The organism is Polaromonas sp. P1_G1 (genome assembly GCF_056405595.1).
Genome location: NZ_JBFUBU010000027.1, coordinates 62,607 through 82,414, shown reverse-complemented (window position 1 = coordinate 82,414; position 19,808 = coordinate 62,607). Strand labels below are relative to the sequence as shown.

The following is a 19,808-nucleotide window of genomic DNA, read 5'->3' as shown; positions in this document are numbered from 1 at the left end:
CTAAAGCAGGGAGCGCAATTCCCGCGCAGCATCCAGCAGCAAAGGCAGCAGCTCGCGCTGCAGCACCTCCACGCGCAGCCGCTGCGGCGAGGACACCACGTTAAGTGCGGCCACCGTGCGGCCCTGCATGTCGCGCAGCGGCACGGCCAGCGCGTGCACACCCAGCTCATGCTCCTCGCTGGCCAGGCAAAAATCATCCAGCCTCACCTGCTCGACCAGGGCCTTGAGCTTGCGCGGGTCGGTGGTCGTGTGCAAGGTCAGCCGCGCCAGGTTGCCGGTTTCGGTTTTTGCCTTGAGCCAGGCGCTGAATTCGCTCTTGGTCTTGGCGGCCAGCAGGATGCGGCCGGTGGAAGTGGCATGCGCCGGCAGGCGCGCGCCCAGGTGCAGGCCGTAAGCCAGCACGCGGGCCGGCGCTGCCTTTGGGTCGCCTGAGGACTTCCATTCAAAGCCGCTGCGCCCGATGATGACGATCTCGTCGCCGTCCAGCACCGCGACCGAAAACGACTCCTGCGCCTGCGCGGCCAGCCGGTTCAGCGCCGGCTGGATGGCGCGCGGCAGGCGTGCCGTCGCAAGGTAGCTGCCGGAAAAACGCAGCACCTTGGGCGCCAGCCAGAAATAGCTGCCATCGGTTTCCAGGTAGCCCAGGTGCGTGAGCGTGAGCAGGTGGCGGCGCGCCGCGGCGCGTGTGATGCCGGCGCGCTCGGCCGCCAGCGTGGCATTGAGGCGCTGGCGCTGTGTGTCGAAGCTCTCCAGCACCGCCATGCCCTTGGCCATGCCTTCAATCATGTCGGCTTTGGCAATCGCAAAGGTGCCGGGTTTTGAAGCGGTTCGGGACGTGACCATTGCGCGATCATCGCACAAACAGGCCAAACATCGTGCAAAGCCGCTTGCCGCCACTGGCGATCAGAAGCCTCGCGCCCTACCCTTGAGGCCAACAGGATTTACGGGAGACAGACATGCGTGTACAAGTTGCCATCGTGGGCGGCGGCCCCGCCGGGCATTTGCTCGGCCAGCTGCTTTACAAGGCCGGCATCAGCGCCATCGTGATCGAGCAGCGCAGCCAGGACTATGTACTGGGCCGCATACGCGCAGGCGTGCTCGAGCAAGGCACGACCGACCTGCTCGATGAAGCCGGTGTGGGTAGCCGCATGCATGCCGAGGGCCTGGTGCACGGCGGCATTTCGCTGAGCTTCGGCGGCGACCACCACCGCATCGACCTGCAGCAGCTCACCGGCGGCAAAAGCGTCATGGTCTACGGCCAGACCGAGGTGACGCGCGACCTCATGAACGCGCGCGCCGCGGCGGGCCTGGCCACCGCCTATGAAGCCGAAAACGTCAGCCTGCATGACTTCGACGGCACACGGCCCAAGGTGCGCTATGTGCAGCACGGCGTGGCGCACGAGGTCGAATGCGACTTCATCGCCGGCTGCGACGGCTTCCACGGCGTGAGCCGCGCCAGCGTGCCGCCCGGCGCGATGCAGACCTTTGAGCGCGTCTACCCCTTCGGCTGGCTGGGTGTGCTGTCGGAGACGCCGCCCGTGGCCGACGAGCTGGTCTACAGCAACCATGCGCGCGGCTTCGCCCTGTGCAGCATGCGCAGCCACACGCGTAGCCGCTACTACGTGCAGTGCGCGCTGGATGACAAGGCCGAGCGCTGGAGCGACGACGCCTTCTGGGACGAACTGCGCCGCCGCCTGGCGCCCGAGCTCGCCGAAAGCCTGGTGACGGGCCCGTCGATTGAAAAAAGCATCGCCCCGCTGCGCAGCTTTGTGGCCGAGCCCATGCGCTTCGGCCGGCTGTTCCTGGCCGGCGACGCCGCCCACATCGTGCCGCCCACAGGCGCCAAGGGCTTGAACCTGGCGGCCAGCGACGTGCGCTACCTGGCCCGCGCGCTGGCCGGTTTTTACGCCGGCGACGAGACCGGCATCGACCGCTATTCAGAGACCTGCTTGCACCGCGTCTGGAAGGCCGTGCGCTTTTCCTGGTGGTTCACCTCGCTGATGCACCAGTTCCCCGATGGCGGGGAGTTCGGCCACAAGCTGCAGCAGGCGGAGCTGGACTACCTGATCCATTCGCCGGCGGCCTCAACGGCCCTGGCCGAAAACTATGTGGGCCTGCCGCTTTAAGCTGCTTGTTTGAGGCGTACCGTCAGGCTGTTCCCGCCGCACCAATGGCCTGCCGGGCCCACACCAGCAACTGCGCCGGGTCATCGAGCAATTCGGCGGGCGCAGCGTAGTACTTGCGCACCTGCACCACACCGTTTTTGGTGGAATAGCTGAAGGGCTTGGAACCCTTCTTCTCGTAGGCCGGCCGCGAACCGTCGTCCACCCGGAAGTACAAGGTATTGCCCATGACCATGGCGAACTGGCTTCCGCCATGCTTCATCGCGTGGCCGCCAAAGAACTTGCCATCGCGGATGTCTCCCAATGGGGCCAGCAGTTCACGCACGTGAGCGACGAATTCGGCATTTGCGCTCACGCTGTCTGCTCCGCGCTTGGCCGGCCAAAGGTGACGGCCTGCTTGACCTCTGGCGGCGCCGCAGCGGCCAACTGCCAGTCCGGCCGCACGCCCAGGGCGTCGTTGACGGTGGAAAACGCCAGCCGGAATGCCGCAAAAGCCGTGGCTTCAAAAATTTCCCGCTCGGAGAAACCCGCCGCGCGGAGTGCTTCCACATCTCCCGGCGTGGTGGCGTTCGGGTTTTGCGCCACCTTGCGCGCCCATGCCGACAAGGCTTGGTCACGCAGCGTCAGCGCATCATTCTCAAGGTCCTGCAAAACAGCCGCGGCGGCCGAAGCACCGCTTGCCGCGGCAAGCTTCTTTCCCCAGGCCAACGCGCAATAGGAGTCGCCAAGGCTTGCGGCGGTGGCGCAGACAATCACCGCCAGTTCACGGTCCGACAGGGAGGATTGCGTCGTCAGCAATCCCCGCAAGGCGGAGAAGGCCTCACAGACTTCGGGCCGCCAGGCCCACAGGCGGCTGAGGTTCATCACAAAGCCTTGCTGCTCCAGGTCACTCTTGTACAGGCGCGAACTCGCCTCACTCTCGGCGGGAACTTGCAAAAACATGGTGGGGGTCCTTTTGGCAATGGGATGGATCAGGCAGGCATCGGCTGACGACGCGGCTGCCTTCGAGCGTCGGCCGAGTCTACGCCGCGCCCATGCAATGCGCCTCCTGCATCTAAAGGAGGCCGGGCCGCGCACGTACCCGGAAACGCCGCGCGTCAGCCCTGGCCAGCTGTCCCGAAAAACCGCAGAATTTCAGCATTGACCCGATCGGCGCGCACCACGCTCAGGTCATGGCCGGCATCCGCCAGCAGCAGCGTCTGAATCTGCGGCGCCACGCTGCCAAGCCGTTCACAGGCTTTCAGGGGCGGATAGATTTTCTCGTTCACGCCAACCATAAAAAGTGCGGGCACCTTGATGGCCGCCAGTTCGGCGTCGCTGAAAACATTCGCCGGCACCAACCGCCGCGACTTGAAGGACCGCAAAGCCAGCAAGGCTTCGTTCGCGACCTCGTCAAAAGTGGACCCAGGCGGGCCCCCTTGCGCCGCAAGGTCGGGCAACAACCAGCGCATAAAATTTCGCGTAAACCAGGGGTGCGGCAACAGGCACGACACGGCCAGGGCAATCCACCCGGCCGCGAGCGGCAGCACAGTGCAAACAGGCGCCAGCAAAACCACTCCGGCTAGGCGCCGCGGTGCATGCAGCGCATAACGGGCGGCCAGCCAGCCGCCGTAAGACAGGCCGACAAGGCGCACCCCGTTTGACAGTCCCAGGCTGTCGAACAATCCATCCAGCCAGGCGAGATGATCCGCGGCACTGCGCAAGGGCCGGTGATAGACGCTGCGCCCGAAATCAAAGATGTGGTCGACGGCGTAGACCCGGTAGTGCGCGGAAAGCGCCTGGATGTTGGGCATCCAGGTGAGCGAATTGCTGCTGATGCCGTGCAGCAAAACCAGCGGCGGTGCATCGGCAGGCCCACTGATGCGGACCAGGGTGTCGCCGAAATCGCCGGCGATCATTTGCGTCACTGAGGGCGCGGGCCAGTGGCGGGCGCGTGCATCGTAGAAAGCCAGGTAACGTTTCCGTGCTTTTTCAGACTTGAACGGATGCGAACCGGTAGCCGAAGGCCAAGGCGCGCCGGAGGCTGCCGCGCCTTCTTCCATTGCGGCTGTCCCACTCTTTTGCGCGGACTCAGCTTTCATCTGGTTCAAGTCGAGGTCGGGCGGGTCGGCAGGCTCGGCCATCTCGTACTGGGCCGGAAGCAGGGGCTTGGGCCGCAGGTCTACCGCGGGGGAAAACATCGAGAACATGACGACCAGCACAGCCGCCAGGGACCGATGTCGGTCCACCCAGCGCGGCGGCGCAGGTTCGGTTGTCGTCTCGGGCGTTTCCGGCGGCATCTTGGAGGTTTGTTATTGCGAGGTCCGCCTGCCGCCCACGATGCATTGCGGGTCGTTGAAAGTGGCCGGGTTGTTGCGGTCGCAGGGGATGCTGCAATTGCTGGATCCACGGCAGGCCGACTTGACGGACTCCTTCGCGGTCTGCTCCCAATTGACGGCGGCGCAGGCGCTCAGCAAAGTGACAAGGACCGCGGCAATAGCAAGACGTTTCATGGAAAGGCTCCTGAACAGGGAATCAAGTGGTGTCGTCCGGCCGGGAAACAAGCAGGTCCCCCGGCTGGCAATCGAGAAATTCGCAAATGCGCATCAGCGTGTCAAAACGCACGCCCTTGACCTTGCCCTGCTTGAGCAGGGAGAGGTTGGCTTCGGTGATGCCGACGTAGGCGGCCAGGTCCTTGGACCTGGCCTTGCGTTCGGAGAGCATCACATCGAGTTTGACGACGATGGGCACGCGCGGAAAACGAAAAAAGTTAAACGAACTGCGCGTTCTCTTCGGCCAGCGCGACGGCGCGCGCCATCACGGCGGCGATCTGCCACACCATGCCGGCGAACAACAGGGTCAGCAGCTCGTTGCTGCCCAGGCCCAGCGACAGCGCGCGCTGCCCGGCCGGCGCACCCAGGGTCAGCACCACCGTGACCAGCGTGGATGCCAGCACACCCGTGACCACCGACGCAAAAATACCGGCGGCAAAACCGCGCAGGTATTTGACGGTGCGCAGGCTGAAATACTCCGCCTGCGAAAACCCCGAAAAGCAGCGCATCGCGCACACCAGGCCGTAGGACGCGCAGCACACCGGCAAGACGCCCAGCAGCGCGGCCAGGCATTTTTGCCCCAGCGTGATGTCCATGGCGGCGGCCTGTGCGGCCTGCAGCGAAAGGCCCGCGCGCAGCAGCAGGCTGTCCACCGGGGTGCTGAGCAGGTGGTAGGCCACCGCCAGCGGCAGCGCCACCGCGAGCAAGGCGCAGGCCCAGGCCAGCACGCTGCTGATGCCCTGCACAWCAGGCTCGGAAGGGGCCAGGGGAGTTGCTGTGTGTTTCAAGGGAGCACCTCTTGTCTTGTGAAGAGGGCTTCAGTGTCGCAGAATAATTACCGTAAAACAATAATTAATATCTTTAAAACAGAAATTCTTTCGATAATTTTGGGCGCTTTAGCGACAACCCGCGCTACCGCGGGCAAAGGTTTGGGGTAAATTGCCTGCACGCCTGCGAGCCGGGCCGGCCTTCCCTTCACGCTTCCCACCCCTTCAATGCCCACTTCCAAATCCCCCGCCGCCCGGAAAACGCCCTCTTCGCCCGCCCCCATCCAGCCGCTCAAAGGCGTACGTGTCGTAAGCCTGGCACTCAACCTGCCCGGCCCTGCGGCGCTGATGCGCTGCCGGCAGATGGGTGCGAGTTGCGTGAAACTTGAGCCGCCCCCGCCCGCCGGTGCTCCGGCTGGTGCCTCGGGCGACCCGATGAAGCTCTACAACCCCAAGGCCTACGCGGCGCTGCATGCCGGCGTGCGCACCGCCACCGCCGACCTCAAGACCGAACGCGGCCAGGCCTTGCTGCACCGCGAACTCGCAAAGGCCGACGTGCTGCTCACCTCGTTCAGGCCCTCAGCCCTGGTCAAACTCGGGCTGACCTGGAAGGCGCTGCACAAGCAACACCCGCAGCTCAGCCAGGTCGCCATCGTCGGCAGCCCGGGTGAGCGCGCCGAAGAACCCGGCCACGACCTCACCTACCTGGCCGAGAACGACCTGGTCACCGCGCTGGACTTGCCTGCCACGCTGTACGCCGACATGGGCGGCTCGCTGATGGCCAGCGAAGCCGTGCTGCAAGCCGTGATGCACCAGCGAAGCAAGGGCAAAGGCGCGTACCTTGAAGTCGCCCTCTCCGCCGCGGCCGGCTACTTGGCCCTGCCGCGCAGCTGGGGCCTGACGCAAGCCGGCGCAGCCGTGGGCGGCGGCCATGCGGGTTACCGCCTCTACGCCTGCAAGGACGGCCGCGTCGCGCTGGCGGCGCTGGAGCCGCACTTCGCGGCCAGCCTGTGCACCGTCGCCGGCGTCCAGGCCTCGGGCATGAAGGCGATGTTCGCACCGGCCACGCATGCGGCGATTGAAACCTGGCTCAAAGGCAAGACACGCAAGGAGCTGGACGCGCTGGCCGTGGAAAAGGACATCCCGCTGCATACGCTGGCGGCCTGAGCGTCCCTGCGCGAACTCACGAAGCCCGCCGCGCCAGCACCACCATCGCCGCTCCCAGCAGCAAGGCGCCCACGCCCTGCTGCGCGCTCAGCGGTTCGGCAAACAGCCAGGCCGCCGCGACGGCGGCCACCAGCGGCTCCACCAGCGTACCTATCACCGTCGCGGTCGGCGACAGGCGCCGCGCGCCCCAGGCGAAGGCCAGGTAGGCGATCGAGGTGGTGAAGATGCCGGTGTAAGCCACCTGCAGCCAGGCGGTGGTGTGCTGCGGCCAGGTCACACCTTGTGAGATGGCCAGGGCCAGCATCAACAAGGCGGCCGCGCTCATGCTCCACGCCGAGGCCGTGACCGCGGGAATGTGCGAGGGCATGCGCGCATTGCCCAGCACCACCAGCGAATACAGTGCGGCCGAAGCCAGCGACCAAGCCAGGCCGGCCGCGTAATGCGCCGGCAGGCTCAAGCCCTCGCCGGGCATGGCGATCAGGCCCACACCCAGCAAGGCCAGGCCCAAAGCCAGCAGCAACCGGCCGCTGGCGCGCTCATAGCCGCGCAGCACCGATAGCAGCGCGACGATCACCGGCGCGCAGCAGATCGAGATCACCGTCGGCAGCGCCGCGCCTATGTAGCCCATGGCGATGAACCAGCTCGTGACGTTGAGCGCCATGGCCAGGCCGGTGCCCACAACCAGCGCCTGGCCGCGGCGCGGCAGTTGCCGCCAATGGGCGGTATGTGGCGCAAGCGGCAACTGCCGCCAGTGCCACCACCACAGGAGCGGCAGGCCCAGCGCGAAGCGCGCCAGGGACAGGCTGTAGGGCGCCATGCCCCCGGCCATCACAGACTGGGCAACCAGGGCACCCACGCCCCACAAGACGCCCGCAAGCAAGACACCGCCCCAGGCCAGGGTGGCCGATGTTTGGGTTTTCATGAAAATTCTCCGTCCGTGCGCCTGCCGCAGGCGGGGTCGCCGCGAAAAAAGCAGGCAGGCGCGTCAACTCAAGGCCGCGCGCCGTTCCGTTGGAACTGGCACGGCCAAAGGGCGCAGCCCGGCGTCAAGCCGGGTGCATCACAGGCTGACGGAGGGGGGAGAAAGCTGGAGTTGCATGGGCGAGATGATAACGAAAAGGTGACGAACAGGCCCGCATCGCCTGGGCTAAGATCATTCGCATGATGAGAAGCCTCGCTCCGCAACACCTCACCCTAGCCTCCTGCATTGCGGCCACGGTAGTTGCATCAACGCTTACTCTGGCCGCTTGCAGTCCGCGCCCGCCGCCGCCGCTTGCCGCGGGCCAGACCTGGATGATCGAAACGCACCGGGGCGATGGCGCGATTTCCGTGACCACCCTGGCCATCGAAGCCTCAACACCTGTTGGGCCCGTGGCGTTTGTGCTGGTCAACAACATGATCGTCACCATGCCGGACAAGACGAAGCGCAACAAGCTGGGTCCCATCGCCATCACCTTGCCGGCGCTGCAGGCAAGCCTGAAAAACTACGAATTCAAGCAAGGCATGAACATCGGAGTCGAAGGATATGCGGCGCGCTGGAAACAGCTTGCCTCACAAGGCCGCGCAGCCGAATTCACCTACAACGTCCCCGTGGCAAAAGCGCTCGATGAATTCGAGCGCGGAAGCATCAAGCCCTGGTCGCTTGCCGACTAAAAAACAGCTGCTCAAGGAACGGCGGTCGATACAAACCCCCTTGGTGCCGGCCGCTCAAACACCTGCCTGACAAAGGCATACAGGGCCCACAGCAACAGCAAAGGAATCACCAGGGTCTGCAGCACAAAGATCACGATGAGCTTGATGATGTGCTCGGTGGCCTGCTCTGCCGCGCGCTTGAGATTCTCGAAATGCCGGCCCACGTCGCCGTTTTTCGCCAGCCAGTCTTTCATGCTGTCGACCAGGCCGCGGTTATCGGGTGCGGCCGCGGCAGCGGGGTTGAGCTGAACGGCTTGGCCCGTCGCGCCGTCTATCAACTGCTGGCTGGCCGCGTAGTCGGCCGCCAGGAATTTTTGCCACAGCAGGTCGCTGCCCAGCGTCACCACCGGCACGGCAAAGCGCAGCATCAGCAAAATCACCAGCAGCCTGGACAGCCAGGGCGGCGCCCGCGACCTGCGCAGCTGGAACCACCACCAGCCCAGCGCCGCGGCGCTCAAGGCCAGCGACACCGGCCAGTAGCTGCCTATGCTGATCAGCGCCTTCTGGATGCCGAAGGCAACGCTGGCCGCCAGCATCAAGTGCGAGAACTGCTCCACCAGGTCGTTCACCGGATCCAGGATTTGCCCAGGCGTGAAGGTCACGCCCACACCGAAAGGCTGCACCGAGGCCTCAGTGCCCTGCGCGACAGAGATCACGGCATTGAGCAGGCGCGCCGTCGCGAAACTGACCAGCGCGCGCTTGAGGCCGGCATCGACCTGCCGCATGGCCGGCGCGTCCAGGGGCGCCAGCCAGGCGCAGGCCATGACAGCGGCCATGGTGAAAGCCAAGAGGGCTCTGAGTGCGATGTGCATGGGTCTCTCCGTGTGATGGATAGCAGCGGTGCCACGCCGAAAGCTGCTGGGCGTCAGTCCATCTTGCCAGAAAGAGCTGGCCGCAACTCGCCTGTCTCTGACAACCAGGCGGCCTGAGCGCAGTACCCAGTACCCGTCATAGAGCCCCCGTCGGACGTCACAGCTCCGCAAAGATGCAGGGCCCGGCCAGCTCTATCAAGGCTTTGCCGGCTTTGGCGCCACCCTGGCGCCTGGCGCGCCTGTCAGCACCAGGCGAGCCTGCTCAAGCATCGCCTTGTGCTTCGCCGCATCGATGAAAGCAGTTTCGTCGCCGGTGGTCCAGCCCCTGAACGTCGCCTCCAGGAACGCGCGGCGGCTCTGCAGGTACTGCTTCATCGAAGCCAGCATCGCTGCGTCCGGCATCGCCGGGTTGATGGTGAACACGCTCCAGCGCTGTTCAAGCGCCCGCCATGCGGGGATGAGCTCCGCCTGCATCTCCGGCACCAGGTCCTTGGGCGGGATATCCCCATCGAGCGCCCTGTTCATAAATGTTTCGAACCGCGCATTGAGCGGATTGATCTGCGATTCATACTCCCGCGCGGCCTGCTGCAACGCCACGACTTCCGACCAGTAGTACGGCGGCTTGGGCRCATAAAGCGTCCCGGTGGCGATGACGGCTGCCGCGGCCACGGATACCGCGACGGCCGCAAACCGGTTGCCGCGTCCCGCGCTCGCCTGGGCCGCTTTCGGCTGAAGCAGTATGCCCATGACAGCGCCGCAGGACAGCCCGCACAGCAGCGAGCCGAAATCCGCCGAGCCCTTGGCGACGGCAAAACCCAGAAGGCCGAGCAGCGGGACCAGGGCCAGCCCGCTGAGTATGGACAGGTCGCGCCTGCCGGGCGCACCTTCGGTCCCCCGCAACATGGCAATGAGCAGGCACAGCCCCAGGCCCAGCGCCGGCCCGCCGGCGCCCACACTCACCGTCGCAAAATCGCGGAAATAAAGTGTCGCCACGCTGCACAGCGCCGACACCAGCACAAACGACAACAACAGGCTCAGCGTGCCATAGGTGCGCTCGAAGGCCCCCGAGACCACCCAGAAAAAGGGAATAAAGGCCGCGGCGCCGATCACGGACCCCAGTTGCAGCTTGGATGCGACCAGCCGCCACGCGTTACCGCTCTGCAGAGTGGTCGTGGCGGAGTTGCCGCCCCATTTCAGCAGGGCGTCATTGGGGGCAAACCAGGCGTTGGAACTGTAGAGCGCCGTCGCGGTCAGGCCCAGCATCGCCAGCAGGATCAGCAGGGTGCACCATGCCCATGCGCGCTTGCGGGTGATCCCGGCATCGAGGGCTGCCGGCCGCGTGTCCGGGCGGGTGTCGTCAAAAGGCTGCGCCATTTCAGCCTCCCTTCTTCAGTGAGTCGATTTTCCGCTGGACGGCGTCGACAAGCTTGGGCCGGCTGCTTTGCCGGGCCAGCAGCAGCGCGCGCTGCAACGCGGCTTGCGCGCCCTGCGCGTCGCCCATTCTTGCCAGTATGTCGGCATGTTCTTGCTCTGCGCTGGCCTCTTCCGCCGATATGCCGGCCTTGCCGTAGCCGTCAATCGCACGCCGTACGGCGACCAGCGCTTCGGGCAGATTACCGGCATAGCGCTGGGCACCCGCGATCATCAAATCCGCCATGGCCATCTTGTCCTGACGGTTGATCTGCGCAAACGCATCGCGGCTTTTCTGGACCATCTCAAGGCCTTTGGGAACATCGCCGGCAGCGCCGTGGATACGCCCCAGTTCGAACAAGCCTTGCGCGATGCCAGACTTCATGCCTGCCGCCCTGTAGAGCTCGATGGCGCGCTCGGCTTCGGCCTTTGCCGCCTGGAAAGCCTTGGGGCGCAGCAGCGAGGCCAGGCGCAAGCGCGCGCTGGCCTCGTTCTCCGGCTGTTTTGTCGTTTCGCCCGCCCTGATGGCTTCACGGTAGAAGGCCTCAGCCCTCGGCCTGCGGCCTTCCATCCACTCGGCGTCACCCAGCGCTTCGCTGGCCAAGCCCTGGCCCACAAGCTGCCCGTCGGCCTTGAAAGCGGCTTGCGCCTGCGTCGCCTGCTCGCGCATGAGCGCCGCGTTATCCATCAGTCCCTGCAGCAGCGCGGACTTCAGCAAGGCATTGCCCACGGCGCCGGAATCCTTGCTTTTATGCGCCGCGCCCAGGGCGCGCTGGTAGAAGGCCTGTGCTTCGGGCAGCTTGTATTGCGCGGCGGCAAGCTCGCCAAGCGTCACCAGCGAATAGGACTCCGCTTCCGGATTCAAGGCGGTCAGGGAACGGGCAAGGGAGCGATCGAAAAACTGCTGCGCATCCTGTAGCCGGCCTTCCTCCATGGCCCGGCGGCCCTGCTGGCGCAATGCGGTGGCCTCGGCCAGAGGCGCTCCCTGCGCCTGGGATTGCGCCAACAGGCTTTCGATCTGGGCCTCTTTGCTTGCGGGATCGCCGCGGTGAGTCCGCACGGCCAGGCTGGTGGCGTTGAGCAGGCCCAGGCTGTCGCCCGCGGCGGCAGATAGTTTGCGAGCGGCATCGGCCTGCGCCCTGGAGGCTTCGGGCTGGCCCAGCTGGGAGAGCATCTCGGCCATCTCCAGGCGAGTCATCCCCTGCCCGCCTATATTGCCTTCGATTTCGTACAGCAACAGGGTACGGCGCAACAGGCGCAGACCCAAATCGGTCTGGCCGCCCTTGAATTCCAGCCGCGCAAGGTTGTGCAAGGCCAGCGCCTCAATGTCGCGCATACGGGTTGTTTTAGCCAGCTCCAGCGCCCGCCGGGCGACGGCCGCCGCGGGCTCGGTACGGCCCTGGTCAAGCAGGGCAGCCGACTCGTTGACCAGGAGCACAACCTGCTGCTCGTCGGCGGACAGGACGCGCCCCGCCTGTGCCTGGTAAGTTTGTTGCGTCTGAGCGATGACGCTCGTACCGGCCACGCACAGCAACAGAGCCGCGATGAACCGCTTTGTGAAGCCTGCCTGCATGGTTCCCCTCCCGGATAGCCCTTTTATTCTCATCAGGCATTCTAGGAGTCTGGACGGCACCTCGGGGATCGGGATGCCGCAATCGCTTTCTAGCGGCCTGTCTTGCGGGGTTTGGCTGAACCGGTCACGCGAGGCGGAAGCCCCGTGTGCTGGGTCAGCATGCGGCCCTTGACCGGGGTGGCGCTCTTCAACGCAACTCCGGAACCGGCGGGCTTGCCCGCCAGCGGCGTCGAGTTCTTGCGCCGCGCGCTGGTGTAGCTGCCGTCGGTCATCGGCTGGAAGGTCGGGATCAGGTGGTGTTTGCCGTTGCCGATCAGGTCGGCGCGGCCCATGGCCTTGAGCGCCTCGCGCAGCACCGGCCAGTTGTTGGGATCGTGGTAGCGCAGGAAGGCCTTGTGCAGCCGGCGGCGGCGTTCGCCGCGCACGATGTCCACCGTCTCGCTGTCGCGCGTGATCTTGCGCAGCGGGTTCTTGTTGGTGTGGTACATCGTCGTCGCCGTGGCCATGGGGCTSGGGTAGAAGGTCTGCACCTGGTCGGCGCGRAARCCATTCTTCTTGAGCCAGATSGCCAAGTTCATCATGTCTTCGTCGCTGGTGCCCGGATGGGCCGCAATGAAGTACGGGATCAGGAACTGCTTCTTGCCGGCTTCGAGGCTGTACTTCTCGAACATCTGCTTGAACTTGTCATAGCTGCCGATGCCGGGCTTCATCATCTTGGTGAGCGGGCCCTGCTCGGTGTGCTCGGGYGCRATCTTSAGGTAGCCRCCCACGTGGTGYKKCACCAGYTCTTTCACRTACTCSGGGCTTTKCACGGCCAGGTCGTAGCGCAGGCCGGAGCTGATGAGGATCTTCTTCACGCCCTTCAAGGCCCGCGCGCGGCGGTACATCTTGATCAGCGGGTTGTGGTCGGTGTTGAGGTTGGAGCAGATGCCCGGGTACACGCACGAAGGCTTGCGGCAGGCGGCCTCGATCTCGGGCGACTTGCAGCCTATGCGGTACATATTGGCGGTGGGCCCACCCAGGTCGGAAATCGCGCCGGTAAAACCCTTGACGGTGTCGCGGATCGCCTCGATCTCGCGGATCACCGAGTCTTCSGAGCGGCTCTGGATGATGCGGCCYTCRTGCTCGGTGATGGAGCAGAAGGTGCARCCRCCRAARCAGCCGCGCATGATGTTGACGGAAAAACGGATCATCTCCCACGCGGGAATCTTGGTCGCGCCGTCGTGGTTGCCGTTTTCGTCGGCATAACGCGGGTGCGGCGAACGGGCGTAAGGCAGGTCGAACACGTAGTCCATCTCGGCCGTGGTCAGCGGGATGGGGGGCGGCGTGATCCACACGTCGCGCGCCGTGGCGCCTTCGCCGTGGGCCTGCACCAGCGCGCGGGCGTTGCCGGGGTTGGTTTCGAGGTGCAGCACGCGGTTGGCGTGGGCATAGAGCACCGCATCGCTCTTGACCTGTTCGTAGGACGGCAGGCGTATCACCGAGCGGTCGCGCGGCGGGACCTTGATCTTGCCCTGCGCGGTGTGCACCGTGGACGGGAGGTTTGGGTTGGCGACAAAGGTCAGCGGCTTGATGGCCGGGTTGGCCGGCGCAGCCTTGGCCACCATGGGCGAGCCTGCCGATTCGGCCTTGACCGCCACTTCGGTGGCTTCATCCTCACGTGCGCAGGTCGCGCCCTGTTCGCGCGCCTGGTCGGAAATCATCAGGTAGGGGTTGACGTGCGCCTCGACGCGGCCCGGCGCGTCCACACTGGTGGAGTCGATCTCGAACCAGCCCTGGGCGCTTTCGTCGCCGCTACGGCGTATGAAGGCCGTGCCGCGCACGTCGGTGATGTTGGCCACGGGCTCCTTGGCGGCCAGGCGGTGCGCGATCTCGACGATGGCGCGCTCGGCATTGCCGTAGAGCAGCAGGTCGCACTTCGCATCGACCACCACGCTGCGGCGGACCTTGTCGGACCAGTAGTCGTAATGCGCGATGCGGCGCAGCGAGCCTTCGATGCCGCCCAGGATGATGGGCACGTCCTTGWAGGCCTCGCGGCAGCGCTGCGAATACACCAGCGCCGCGCGGTCGGGGCGCTTGCCGCCTAYGTCGCCGGGGGTGTAGGCATCGTCGCTGCGGATTTTGTGGTCAGCCGTGTAGCGGTTGATCATCGAGTCCATGTTGCCGGCGGTCACGCCGAAGAACAGGTTGGGTTTGCCCAGCACCTTGAAGGGATCCGCGCTTTGCCATTCGGGCTGGGCGATGATGCCGACGCGAAAGCCTTGCGCCTCCAGCATGCGGCCAATGACGGCCATGCCGAAGCTCGGGTGGTCGACATAGGCGTCGCCCGTSACCASRATGATGTCGCAGCTGTCCCAGCCSAGCRCRTCCATCTCGGCCCGGCTGGTGGGCAGAAACTTGGCGGTGCCGAAGCGGGCGGCCCAGTACTTGCGGTAGCTGGTCAGCGGCTTGGCGGCGCGCGTGAAGAAGGAGACGTCGACGGGGGCGTTCATGGGGACTTTGGGTAACCCTCGATTGTAAGGTTTACCCTGAGTTATGCCTCTTTATCCGGCATTTAAGCCCTACAAAGGCCCCGACACAGGCCCCCGAGGGGCATAAAGTGGCTCAGGGACCACGGATTCAATCGCTTTTCCCTTTAAATCATCCCCATGACACCTTTTACCGCCGGCTGGCTCGCCGACCTGATGTTGCTGCTGCACGTGGCCATCGTGGCTTTTGCCGTGCTGGGCCAGCTGCTATTCATGGCCGGCGGCCTGCGCGGCTGGGCCTGGGTGCGCAAGCTGTGGGTCCGGCTGGCGCACCTGGCGCTGATCGCCTTTGTGGTGCTGCAAAGCTGGCTGGGCCAGGTATGCCCCCTCACCCTCTGGGAACAGTCGCTGCGACTGCAGGCCGGGCAAGAAGCCTATGCCGATTCGTTTATCGAGCATTGGCTCTCAAGGCTGATCTTTTTCAACGCGCCGGCCTGGATGTTCATGGTGGCCTACTCCGCGTTCGGCGTGCTGGTCCTGCTGAGCTGGTGGTGGTGGCCGCCGCGCCGCGCGCGCTGAATCGACCGTTAATCAGCCATGAATCTGCCGGCTGTCGGCCGGCGCTTCGTCGCGTTCGGTCATGCCGTAATCGCGCAGCACATGGGCCACACGCAGCCTGTAGTCCTCAAACACCCCGCCGCGCCCGCGGCTTTGCGCATTACGGTGGGTTTCCAGCTTGCGCCATTCCAGCACGGCGGCCTCATCGCGGAAGAAGGACAGCGACAGCAGCTTGCCCGGCGTGCTCAGGCTTTCAAAGCGCTCAATAGAAATAAAGCCGTCGATTTTTTCGAGCTGCGGCCTGAGCGCCGCGGCGATGTCGAGGTAGGTCTGCTTCTGGCCCTGGGCGGGCAGCACTTCAAAAATAATCGCGATCATGGGGGGCCTTTGTTATTGGCGAGCGGGGTGTGATGGTGGCATCAGCCGGTGAAGACCGGAATCCGGGCATTCATGGCGGGCCGGTAAGTCCAGCTGAACGACGCGGCATCCTTGAGCCGCCCCGGCACCAGCAAGGCCCGGACGGCCGCCGCCGCGATCACGCAAGCCAGCGCCTGGCCCGGGCACTGGTGCGCGCCATGGCCGAAGCCGGGCACCTCGCGGTCCGGTCGCTCCAGCAGGAATTCGTTGGGCCGGGCGTTGCACGCGGGGTCGCGGCCCGCGGCGGCCAGCACCAGCAGCACCACATCGCCGGCCTGCAGTGAAACGCCCGCGACCTCGGTGGCCCCGGCCACAAAGCGGCGCGTGTTGTGGATGGAAGGGTCATAGCGGCTGACCTCATGGACCATCTGCAGCAGCTGGCCGGGCTCCCGCTCCGTGGCATCCAGCAAGCCGGGCTGCGTGGCCAGTGCGACGACGCTGTTGCCGATCAAACCCGCCGTGGCTTCATAGGTTTGCGACAGCAAGCCGACCGCATTGCAAAGCAGCGCCTGCGCATCGTGCCAGCCGGCCTGCGCGGCCTCGTGCTGCAGGCGTGCCAGCGCGCTGCCGGGCTGGGCGTCTGCCGCTTGCACCAGCTCCGCAAAGCGTGCGAGCAAGGCCGATGCGGCATCGCCGGCCGCCGCGAGTTGGGCCGGCGTGCTGAGCGGTGAGAGGCAGGCGACAAAGTCGGCCATCCAGCGCGCCACCTGGGGCAGCTCATCTTCGGCAAAACCCAGCAGGTCGGCCACCGCCATCACGGGCACCTCAAACGCCCAGCGCGACAAGGTCCAGGTCCACCGCCGCCAGGAAACGCTGCAAAGCCAGCTTGGGCGCGTCATGCCTAAGGCCTTCGTTCATGCGCACCAGATGGCCAAAGACTTCGCCGGCCGCCGAGCCGACGATGGCCGCGGGCACAGGCTCGGCGACGGGTCGCACGCGGCAGGCCGGATTGCCCAGCACCTCTTTGACGCTGGCCGCGCTGCTCGCGATCCAGAGCTTGCGCGGCGCGTCAAACACCAGCGCCGGGCCAGCGACCAGGGTTGCGTAATACGGATAGGGATTGCGGTGGGCGGAGGCCGCGAGGATGTTTTCGGGGTTGGTGTCGAGGTGCATGGCCATCATTTTTGCCCCAAACATCGACCCTATGCTTCGCTCGCGGACGAAACATGACCGCTTTTAGCGTGCGGGCAGCACCTGCCCCCGGCATTCGCCAAAACCTATGCGCTGGAAACCTTCGCGCTCGCACCAGGCACGCAGGATGATGGCGTCGCCGTCCTCGAGGAAGGTGCGCGTCTCGCCGTTGGCCAGTTTCAATGCGTTTTTGCCGCCGGCGCTTAGCTCCAGCAGCGAGCCGGCCTGCTCGGGCCGCACCCCAGACAAGGTGCCCGAACCCAGCAAATCGCCGGGCTGCAGGTTGCAGCCGTTGACGGTGTGGTGCGCGAGCATTTGCGCCACCGTCCAGTAGGCGTCGCGAAAGTTGGATTGCGACAGGCGCTCGGGACCCTGGCCGGCCTCGCGCATGGCCTGTGTGTGCAGCCAGACCTCGAGTTCCACGTCCAGGCTGCCCTGCTGCCGGTTGCCTGGCGAGTCGAGGTAGGGCAAAGGCTGCGGGTCGCCCTCGGGGCGCGAGAAGGCCGCGCGAAACGGTGCGAGCGCCTCCAGGGTGACGATCCAGGGCGAGATGGTGCTCGCGAAATTCTTGGCCAGGAATGGGCCCAGCGGCTGGTACTCCCAGGCCTGCACGTCGCGCGCCGACCAGTCGTTAAGCAACACCATCCCGAAAGCATGGGCCTCGGCCTGCTCGATGCCCAGAGCGTCGCCCAGCGCGTTGCCCTGCCCCACCAGCACACCGAGTTCGAGTTCGTAGTCCAGGCGATGGCTGGGCCGCAAGACCGGCGCCTCCTCGTTCGGACCCTTGGTCTGCCCCAGCGGCCGCGGGAATTTCTGGCCGCTGACGCCAATGGACGATGCCCGGCCGTGATAAGCGATGGGCACCCATTTGTAGTTCGGCAGCAGCGGCGCGTCGGGCCGGAACAGCTTGCCGACCGTGGTCGCATGGTGGATGCCGGTGTAAAAGTCGGTGTAGTCGCCGATGCGGCAAGGCAGGTGCAGGGTGACCGCATCCTGGGGGTGCAGCAAGCCCGACCACTCGCGCTGCTTCGCACTGCCTTCAGTCAGGCCTTGCGAGATCGCGGCCCGCAGCGCGCTCATCTCCTGTGGGCTTGTTGCCATCAGCGCATTCATGTCGCTGGCATTGATCAGCCCCGCCGCCTGCAGGTCCAGCACCTGGTCGCCGATGGCGACACCGATGCGGCGTTCGCCCTTCGGCATGAGGCTGTAAGTGCCGAAAGGCAAGTTCTGGATGGGGAAGTCGGTGGTCCCATTGGCGGAGGCTACCCAGCTGCGCAGCTTCGGGTCGTGGGTGGCATTCAGCGAATTCATCATGGTCGGCTTTGCAAAAAATAGGTGGCAGGCATCAAGCCTTGAACTGGTCCTTGAGCCCGGCCCAGCAGCCGGCATAGGCGGTATCGAGCGAGCCGCCTTCCATCGCATAGGCCGTGGGGATAAAGCGGTAGCGGCTTTCAAACATAAAGGCCAGGGTGTTGTCGAGCTTGTGCGGCTTGAGCTCGGCCGTGCTGGCTTTTTCAAACGCCTCGGTGTCGGGGCCGTGCGGCACCATGCAGTTGTGCAGCGAGGCGCCGCCCGGTTTGAAGCCTTCGGGCTTGGCGTCGTACTGGCCGTACACCAGTCCCATGAACTCGCTCATGAGGTTGCGGTGGTACCAGGGCGGGCGGAAGGTGTTCTCGGCCACCATCCAGCGCGGCGGGAAGATCACGAAATCGCAGTTGGCCGTGCCCGGCGTGTCCGATGGCGAGGTAAGCACGGTGAAAATGGACGGGTCCGGATGGTCGTAGCTGATGGAGCCTATGGTCATGAAGTGCGCCGTGTCGTACTTGCAGGGCACCAGGTTGCCGTGCCAGGCCACCACATTGAAGGGGCTGCGCAGCTGCTGCGCCGACCATAAACGGCCGCCGTACTTCTTGATGATCTCGTAACTCTTGCCTGGTGCGTCGTCGGCATCAAAAGCCGCCACGGGCGCCAGAAAGTCACGCGCATTGGCCAGGCCGTTGGAGCCTATGGGGCCGAGCTCGGGCAGGCGGAAATGCGCGCCGTAGTTTTCGCAGACGTAACCGCGCGAGGCACCGTCGGGCAGGGCCACGCTGAAAGCCATGCCGCGCGGCAGCAGCGCGACCTCACCAGGCTTGACGTCCAGGATGCCGAGTTCGGTCGTCAGCACCAGCCGGCCTTGCTGCGGCACCAGCAGCATTTCGCCGTCGGCGTTGACCAATGCGCGCCGCGCCATCGACCGGTTGGCGACGTACATGTGCGCGGCAATGCCGGTCTGCGCATCGGCGTTGCCGTTGGCCGCCACGGTGCGCAGGCCGTCGACAAAATCCAGCGGCTGCGCGGGAATCGCAAATGGGCTCCAGCGCAAAGGGTCGGGCGGCACGGCCACACCGCCCGCGGCGCCCGTGGTCCACTGCGGCTGCGCGTAAGCCTGGTAACCGCCCGCCACCACCGACGGCTGGCGGCGATAGAGCCAGGTGCGGCGGTTGTCGGCGCGCGGCGCGGTAAAGGCCGTGCCCGAGATCAACTCGGTGTACAGATCGTGCGGCGCGCGCTGCGGGCTGTTGCGGCCTTCGGGCAAGGCGCCGGCGACGGCTTCGCTGGCGAATTCATTGCCGAAGCCGGACTGGTATCGCAAGGTGGTCGTCGTGTTCATTGAAGTTTCTCCAAAGTTCCCATGTCATTCTTCGCCGGTGTCTTCCACCGCGCCGCCGTCGGCCCTGGCCTTGGCGATCAGCCGGTCGAAAAAGCCGCTGAGCTGCTCGCGCTCGGCCGCGCTCAGCACACCAAAGATGTCCTGGTTGCGCCGGCCCACCACCTGCATGGCACACTGCCAGGCGGCCTTGCCCTTGGGCGTCATGGTCAGTACCACGCCCCGGCCGTCGGTCGGGCTGGCGGCCTTGACCACCAGGCCCTGCTCGACCAGCGACTGGGCGGCGCGGCTGGCCTGGCCCTTGTTCAGGTTGGCTTTTTGTGCGAGGTCGTTGACCGACAAGGGCGCGAAGGTGCCGACCGCCGTGAGGCAGCGGCCGTCGCTCATCGACAGCCCGGCCCCGGCCACATAGGCGCGCTGGCTTTCCAGGTCGGTCAGCTTGTGCAGCAAATGCAGGCGGTAGGTCAGGGTTCTGTCGAGCTTGATCATGTCGGTCTTACCTTGGTGGC

22 protein-coding genes are annotated in these 19,808 nt (G+C 65.6%); 4 read left to right on the top strand and 18 right to left on the bottom strand.

The window, feature by feature from the left end:
* Nucleotides 1-843 (bottom strand): IclR family transcriptional regulator domain-containing protein, encoded by an 843-nt coding sequence (locus AC1D1Y_RS15145; protein ID WP_477683049.1) that lies wholly within the window; start codon nucleotides 841-843, stop codon nucleotides 1-3.
* A 113-nt stretch (nucleotides 844-956) separates the two neighbouring features.
* On the opposite strand from AC1D1Y_RS15145, the gene pobA reads away from it, so the two are divergent.
* Nucleotides 957-2,126 carry a 4-hydroxybenzoate 3-monooxygenase gene (gene pobA / locus AC1D1Y_RS15140; RefSeq protein WP_477683048.1) on the top strand — a complete coding sequence of 390 codons (1,170 nt, stop codon included), beginning with the start codon at nucleotides 957-959 and terminating at the stop codon, nucleotides 2,124-2,126.
* Nucleotides 2,127-2,148: 22 nt separating this feature from the next.
* On the opposite strand, the gene AC1D1Y_RS15135 is transcribed toward pobA, so the two are convergent.
* The 6 genes from AC1D1Y_RS15135 to AC1D1Y_RS15110 all read right to left on the bottom strand — a co-directional run bounded on the left by AC1D1Y_RS15135 (nucleotide 2,149) and on the right by AC1D1Y_RS15110 (nucleotide 5,442).
* A complete protein-coding gene (locus AC1D1Y_RS15135; protein WP_477683047.1) occupies nucleotides 2,149-2,478 on the bottom strand; it encodes a TfoX/Sxy family protein in 330 nt (109 codons plus the stop codon).
* Nucleotides 2,475-3,065: a carboxymuconolactone decarboxylase family protein gene (locus tag AC1D1Y_RS15130; RefSeq protein ID WP_477683046.1), complete on the bottom strand. Its 591-nt coding sequence runs from the start codon at nucleotides 3,063-3,065 to the stop codon at nucleotides 2,475-2,477. The genes AC1D1Y_RS15135 and AC1D1Y_RS15130 overlap by 4 nt, the downstream gene beginning before the upstream one ends.
* A 155-nt stretch (nucleotides 3,066-3,220) precedes the next feature.
* Nucleotides 3,221-4,246 carry an alpha/beta fold hydrolase gene (locus AC1D1Y_RS15125; RefSeq protein WP_477683045.1) on the bottom strand — a complete coding sequence of 342 codons (1,026 nt, stop codon included), beginning with the start codon at nucleotides 4,244-4,246 and terminating at the stop codon, nucleotides 3,221-3,223.
* A gap of 168 nt (nucleotides 4,247-4,414) precedes the next feature.
* Entirely contained in the window at nucleotides 4,415-4,615 is a 201-nt protein-coding gene (locus tag AC1D1Y_RS15120) for a hypothetical protein (RefSeq protein ID WP_477683044.1), read from the bottom strand.
* A 22-nt stretch (nucleotides 4,616-4,637) separates the two neighbouring features.
* Nucleotides 4,638-4,853 carry a helix-turn-helix domain-containing protein gene (locus AC1D1Y_RS15115; protein WP_092127875.1) on the bottom strand — a complete coding sequence of 72 codons (216 nt, stop codon included), beginning with the start codon at nucleotides 4,851-4,853 and terminating at the stop codon, nucleotides 4,638-4,640.
* A gap of 19 nt (nucleotides 4,854-4,872) precedes the next feature.
* On the bottom strand, nucleotides 4,873-5,442 hold the full coding sequence (locus tag AC1D1Y_RS15110; RefSeq protein ID WP_477683043.1) for a DUF2975 domain-containing protein: 570 nt from the start codon (nucleotides 5,440-5,442) through the stop codon (nucleotides 4,873-4,875).
* Nucleotides 5,443-5,649: 207 nt separating this feature from the next.
* Between AC1D1Y_RS15110 and AC1D1Y_RS15105 the strand changes: the two genes are divergently transcribed.
* The gene (locus AC1D1Y_RS15105; protein WP_477683042.1) at nucleotides 5,650-6,588 is read left to right on the top strand and encodes a CoA transferase; all 939 of its coding nucleotides are present in this window, start codon (nucleotides 5,650-5,652) and stop codon (nucleotides 6,586-6,588) included.
* A gap of 16 nt (nucleotides 6,589-6,604) precedes the next feature.
* Here the strand turns inward: AC1D1Y_RS15105 and AC1D1Y_RS15100 are convergent, their stop codons facing one another.
* On the bottom strand, nucleotides 6,605-7,510 hold the full coding sequence (locus tag AC1D1Y_RS15100; RefSeq protein ID WP_477683041.1) for a DMT family transporter: 906 nt from the start codon (nucleotides 7,508-7,510) through the stop codon (nucleotides 6,605-6,607).
* Nucleotides 7,511-7,881: 371 nt separating this feature from the next.
* On the opposite strand from AC1D1Y_RS15100, the gene AC1D1Y_RS15095 reads away from it, so the two are divergent.
* On the top strand, nucleotides 7,882-8,241 hold the full coding sequence (locus tag AC1D1Y_RS15095; protein ID WP_477683040.1) for a hypothetical protein: 360 nt from the start codon (nucleotides 7,882-7,884) through the stop codon (nucleotides 8,239-8,241).
* A gap of 11 nt (nucleotides 8,242-8,252) precedes the next feature.
* Here AC1D1Y_RS15095 and AC1D1Y_RS15090 read toward each other — a convergent pair whose 3' ends face one another.
* The 4 genes from AC1D1Y_RS15090 to AC1D1Y_RS15075 all read right to left on the bottom strand — a co-directional run bounded on the left by AC1D1Y_RS15090 (nucleotide 8,253) and on the right by AC1D1Y_RS15075 (nucleotide 14,567).
* Nucleotides 8,253-9,092 (bottom strand): hypothetical protein, encoded by an 840-nt coding sequence (locus tag AC1D1Y_RS15090; RefSeq protein ID WP_477683039.1) that lies wholly within the window; start codon nucleotides 9,090-9,092, stop codon nucleotides 8,253-8,255.
* Nucleotides 9,093-9,287: 195 nt separating this feature from the next.
* On the bottom strand, nucleotides 9,288-10,466 hold the full coding sequence (locus AC1D1Y_RS15085) for a rhomboid family intramembrane serine protease (protein WP_477683038.1): 1,179 nt from the start codon (nucleotides 10,464-10,466) through the stop codon (nucleotides 9,288-9,290).
* A 1-nt stretch (nucleotide 10,467) separates the two neighbouring features.
* Nucleotides 10,468-12,075, bottom strand: coding sequence for an ATP-binding protein (locus tag AC1D1Y_RS15080; protein ID WP_477683037.1), 1,608 nt, complete (start codon nucleotides 12,073-12,075; stop codon nucleotides 10,468-10,470).
* 89 nt (nucleotides 12,076-12,164) lie between these two features.
* Nucleotides 12,165-14,567 carry a YgiQ family radical SAM protein gene (locus AC1D1Y_RS15075; protein ID WP_477683036.1) on the bottom strand — a complete coding sequence of 801 codons (2,403 nt, stop codon included), beginning with the start codon at nucleotides 14,565-14,567 and terminating at the stop codon, nucleotides 12,165-12,167.
* Between the two features lie 156 nt (nucleotides 14,568-14,723).
* On the opposite strand from AC1D1Y_RS15075, the gene AC1D1Y_RS15070 reads away from it, so the two are divergent.
* On the top strand, nucleotides 14,724-15,122 hold the full coding sequence (locus AC1D1Y_RS15070) for a DUF2784 domain-containing protein (protein ID WP_477683035.1): 399 nt from the start codon (nucleotides 14,724-14,726) through the stop codon (nucleotides 15,120-15,122).
* Between the two features lie 12 nt (nucleotides 15,123-15,134).
* Here the strand turns inward: AC1D1Y_RS15070 and AC1D1Y_RS15065 are convergent, their stop codons facing one another.
* The 6 genes from AC1D1Y_RS15065 to AC1D1Y_RS15040 are packed head-to-tail and all read right to left on the bottom strand — an operon-like array spanning nucleotide 15,135 to nucleotide 19,788.
* Nucleotides 15,135-15,479: an antibiotic biosynthesis monooxygenase family protein gene (locus AC1D1Y_RS15065; RefSeq protein WP_477683034.1), complete on the bottom strand. Its 345-nt coding sequence runs from the start codon at nucleotides 15,477-15,479 to the stop codon at nucleotides 15,135-15,137.
* Nucleotides 15,480-15,520: 41 nt separating this feature from the next.
* Complete coding sequence (locus AC1D1Y_RS15060) at nucleotides 15,521-16,303, bottom strand: cytochrome P450 (protein ID WP_477683033.1); 783 nt, start codon at nucleotides 16,301-16,303, stop codon at nucleotides 15,521-15,523.
* Nucleotides 16,284-16,640, bottom strand: coding sequence for a hypothetical protein (locus tag AC1D1Y_RS15055; protein ID WP_477683032.1), 357 nt, complete (start codon nucleotides 16,638-16,640; stop codon nucleotides 16,284-16,286). The genes AC1D1Y_RS15060 and AC1D1Y_RS15055 overlap by 20 nt, the downstream gene beginning before the upstream one ends.
* A gap of 54 nt (nucleotides 16,641-16,694) precedes the next feature.
* Entirely contained in the window at nucleotides 16,695-17,963 is a 1,269-nt protein-coding gene (fahA, locus tag AC1D1Y_RS15050; protein ID WP_477683031.1) for a fumarylacetoacetase, read from the bottom strand.
* Between the two features lie 31 nt (nucleotides 17,964-17,994).
* A complete protein-coding gene (gene hmgA, locus AC1D1Y_RS15045) occupies nucleotides 17,995-19,302 on the bottom strand; it encodes a homogentisate 1,2-dioxygenase (protein WP_477683030.1) in 1,308 nt (435 codons plus the stop codon).
* A gap of 24 nt (nucleotides 19,303-19,326) precedes the next feature.
* Nucleotides 19,327-19,788, bottom strand: a complete 462-nt coding sequence (locus AC1D1Y_RS15040; protein ID WP_477683029.1) for a MarR family winged helix-turn-helix transcriptional regulator — start codon at nucleotides 19,786-19,788, stop codon at nucleotides 19,327-19,329.
* Nucleotides 19,789-19,808 lie beyond the last annotated feature (20 nt).

What these genes read in the sequence shown, in the direction of transcription:
- AC1D1Y_RS15145 (WP_477683049.1), bottom strand. Translation starts at nt 843, where the DNA reads ATGGTCACGTCCCGAACCGCTTCAAAACCCGGCACCTTTGCGATTGCC.
- pobA (WP_477683048.1), top strand. Translation starts at nt 957, where the DNA reads ATGCGTGTACAAGTTGCCATCGTGGGCGGCGGCCCCGCCGGGCATTTG.
- AC1D1Y_RS15130 (WP_477683046.1), bottom strand. Translation starts at nt 3,065, where the DNA reads ATGTTTTTGCAAGTTCCCGCCGAGAGTGAGGCGAGTTCGCGCCTGTAC.
- AC1D1Y_RS15125 (WP_477683045.1), bottom strand. Translation starts at nt 4,246, where the DNA reads ATGGCCGAGCCTGCCGACCCGCCCGACCTCGACTTGAACCAGATGAAA.
- AC1D1Y_RS15120 (WP_477683044.1), bottom strand. Translation starts at nt 4,615, where the DNA reads ATGAAACGTCTTGCTATTGCCGCGGTCCTTGTCACTTTGCTGAGCGCC.
- AC1D1Y_RS15105 (WP_477683042.1), top strand. Translation starts at nt 5,650, where the DNA reads ATGCCCACTTCCAAATCCCCCGCCGCCCGGAAAACGCCCTCTTCGCCC.
- AC1D1Y_RS15100 (WP_477683041.1), bottom strand. Translation starts at nt 7,510, where the DNA reads ATGAAAACCCAAACATCGGCCACCCTGGCCTGGGGCGGTGTCTTGCTT.
- AC1D1Y_RS15095 (WP_477683040.1), top strand. Translation starts at nt 7,882, where the DNA reads ATGATCGAAACGCACCGGGGCGATGGCGCGATTTCCGTGACCACCCTG.
- AC1D1Y_RS15090 (WP_477683039.1), bottom strand. Translation starts at nt 9,092, where the DNA reads ATGCACATCGCACTCAGAGCCCTCTTGGCTTTCACCATGGCCGCTGTC.
- AC1D1Y_RS15080 (WP_477683037.1), bottom strand. Translation starts at nt 12,075, where the DNA reads ATGCAGGCAGGCTTCACAAAGCGGTTCATCGCGGCTCTGTTGCTGTGC.
- AC1D1Y_RS15070 (WP_477683035.1), top strand. Translation starts at nt 14,724, where the DNA reads ATGACACCTTTTACCGCCGGCTGGCTCGCCGACCTGATGTTGCTGCTG.
- AC1D1Y_RS15065 (WP_477683034.1), bottom strand. Translation starts at nt 15,479, where the DNA reads ATGATCGCGATTATTTTTGAAGTGCTGCCCGCCCAGGGCCAGAAGCAG.
- AC1D1Y_RS15055 (WP_477683032.1), bottom strand. Translation starts at nt 16,640, where the DNA reads ATGATGGCCATGCACCTCGACACCAACCCCGAAAACATCCTCGCGGCC.
- fahA (WP_477683031.1), bottom strand. Translation starts at nt 17,963, where the DNA reads ATGATGAATTCGCTGAATGCCACCCACGACCCGAAGCTGCGCAGCTGG.
- hmgA (WP_477683030.1), bottom strand. Translation starts at nt 19,302, where the DNA reads ATGAACACGACGACCACCTTGCGATACCAGTCCGGCTTCGGCAATGAA.
- AC1D1Y_RS15040 (WP_477683029.1), bottom strand. Translation starts at nt 19,788, where the DNA reads ATGATCAAGCTCGACAGAACCCTGACCTACCGCCTGCATTTGCTGCAC.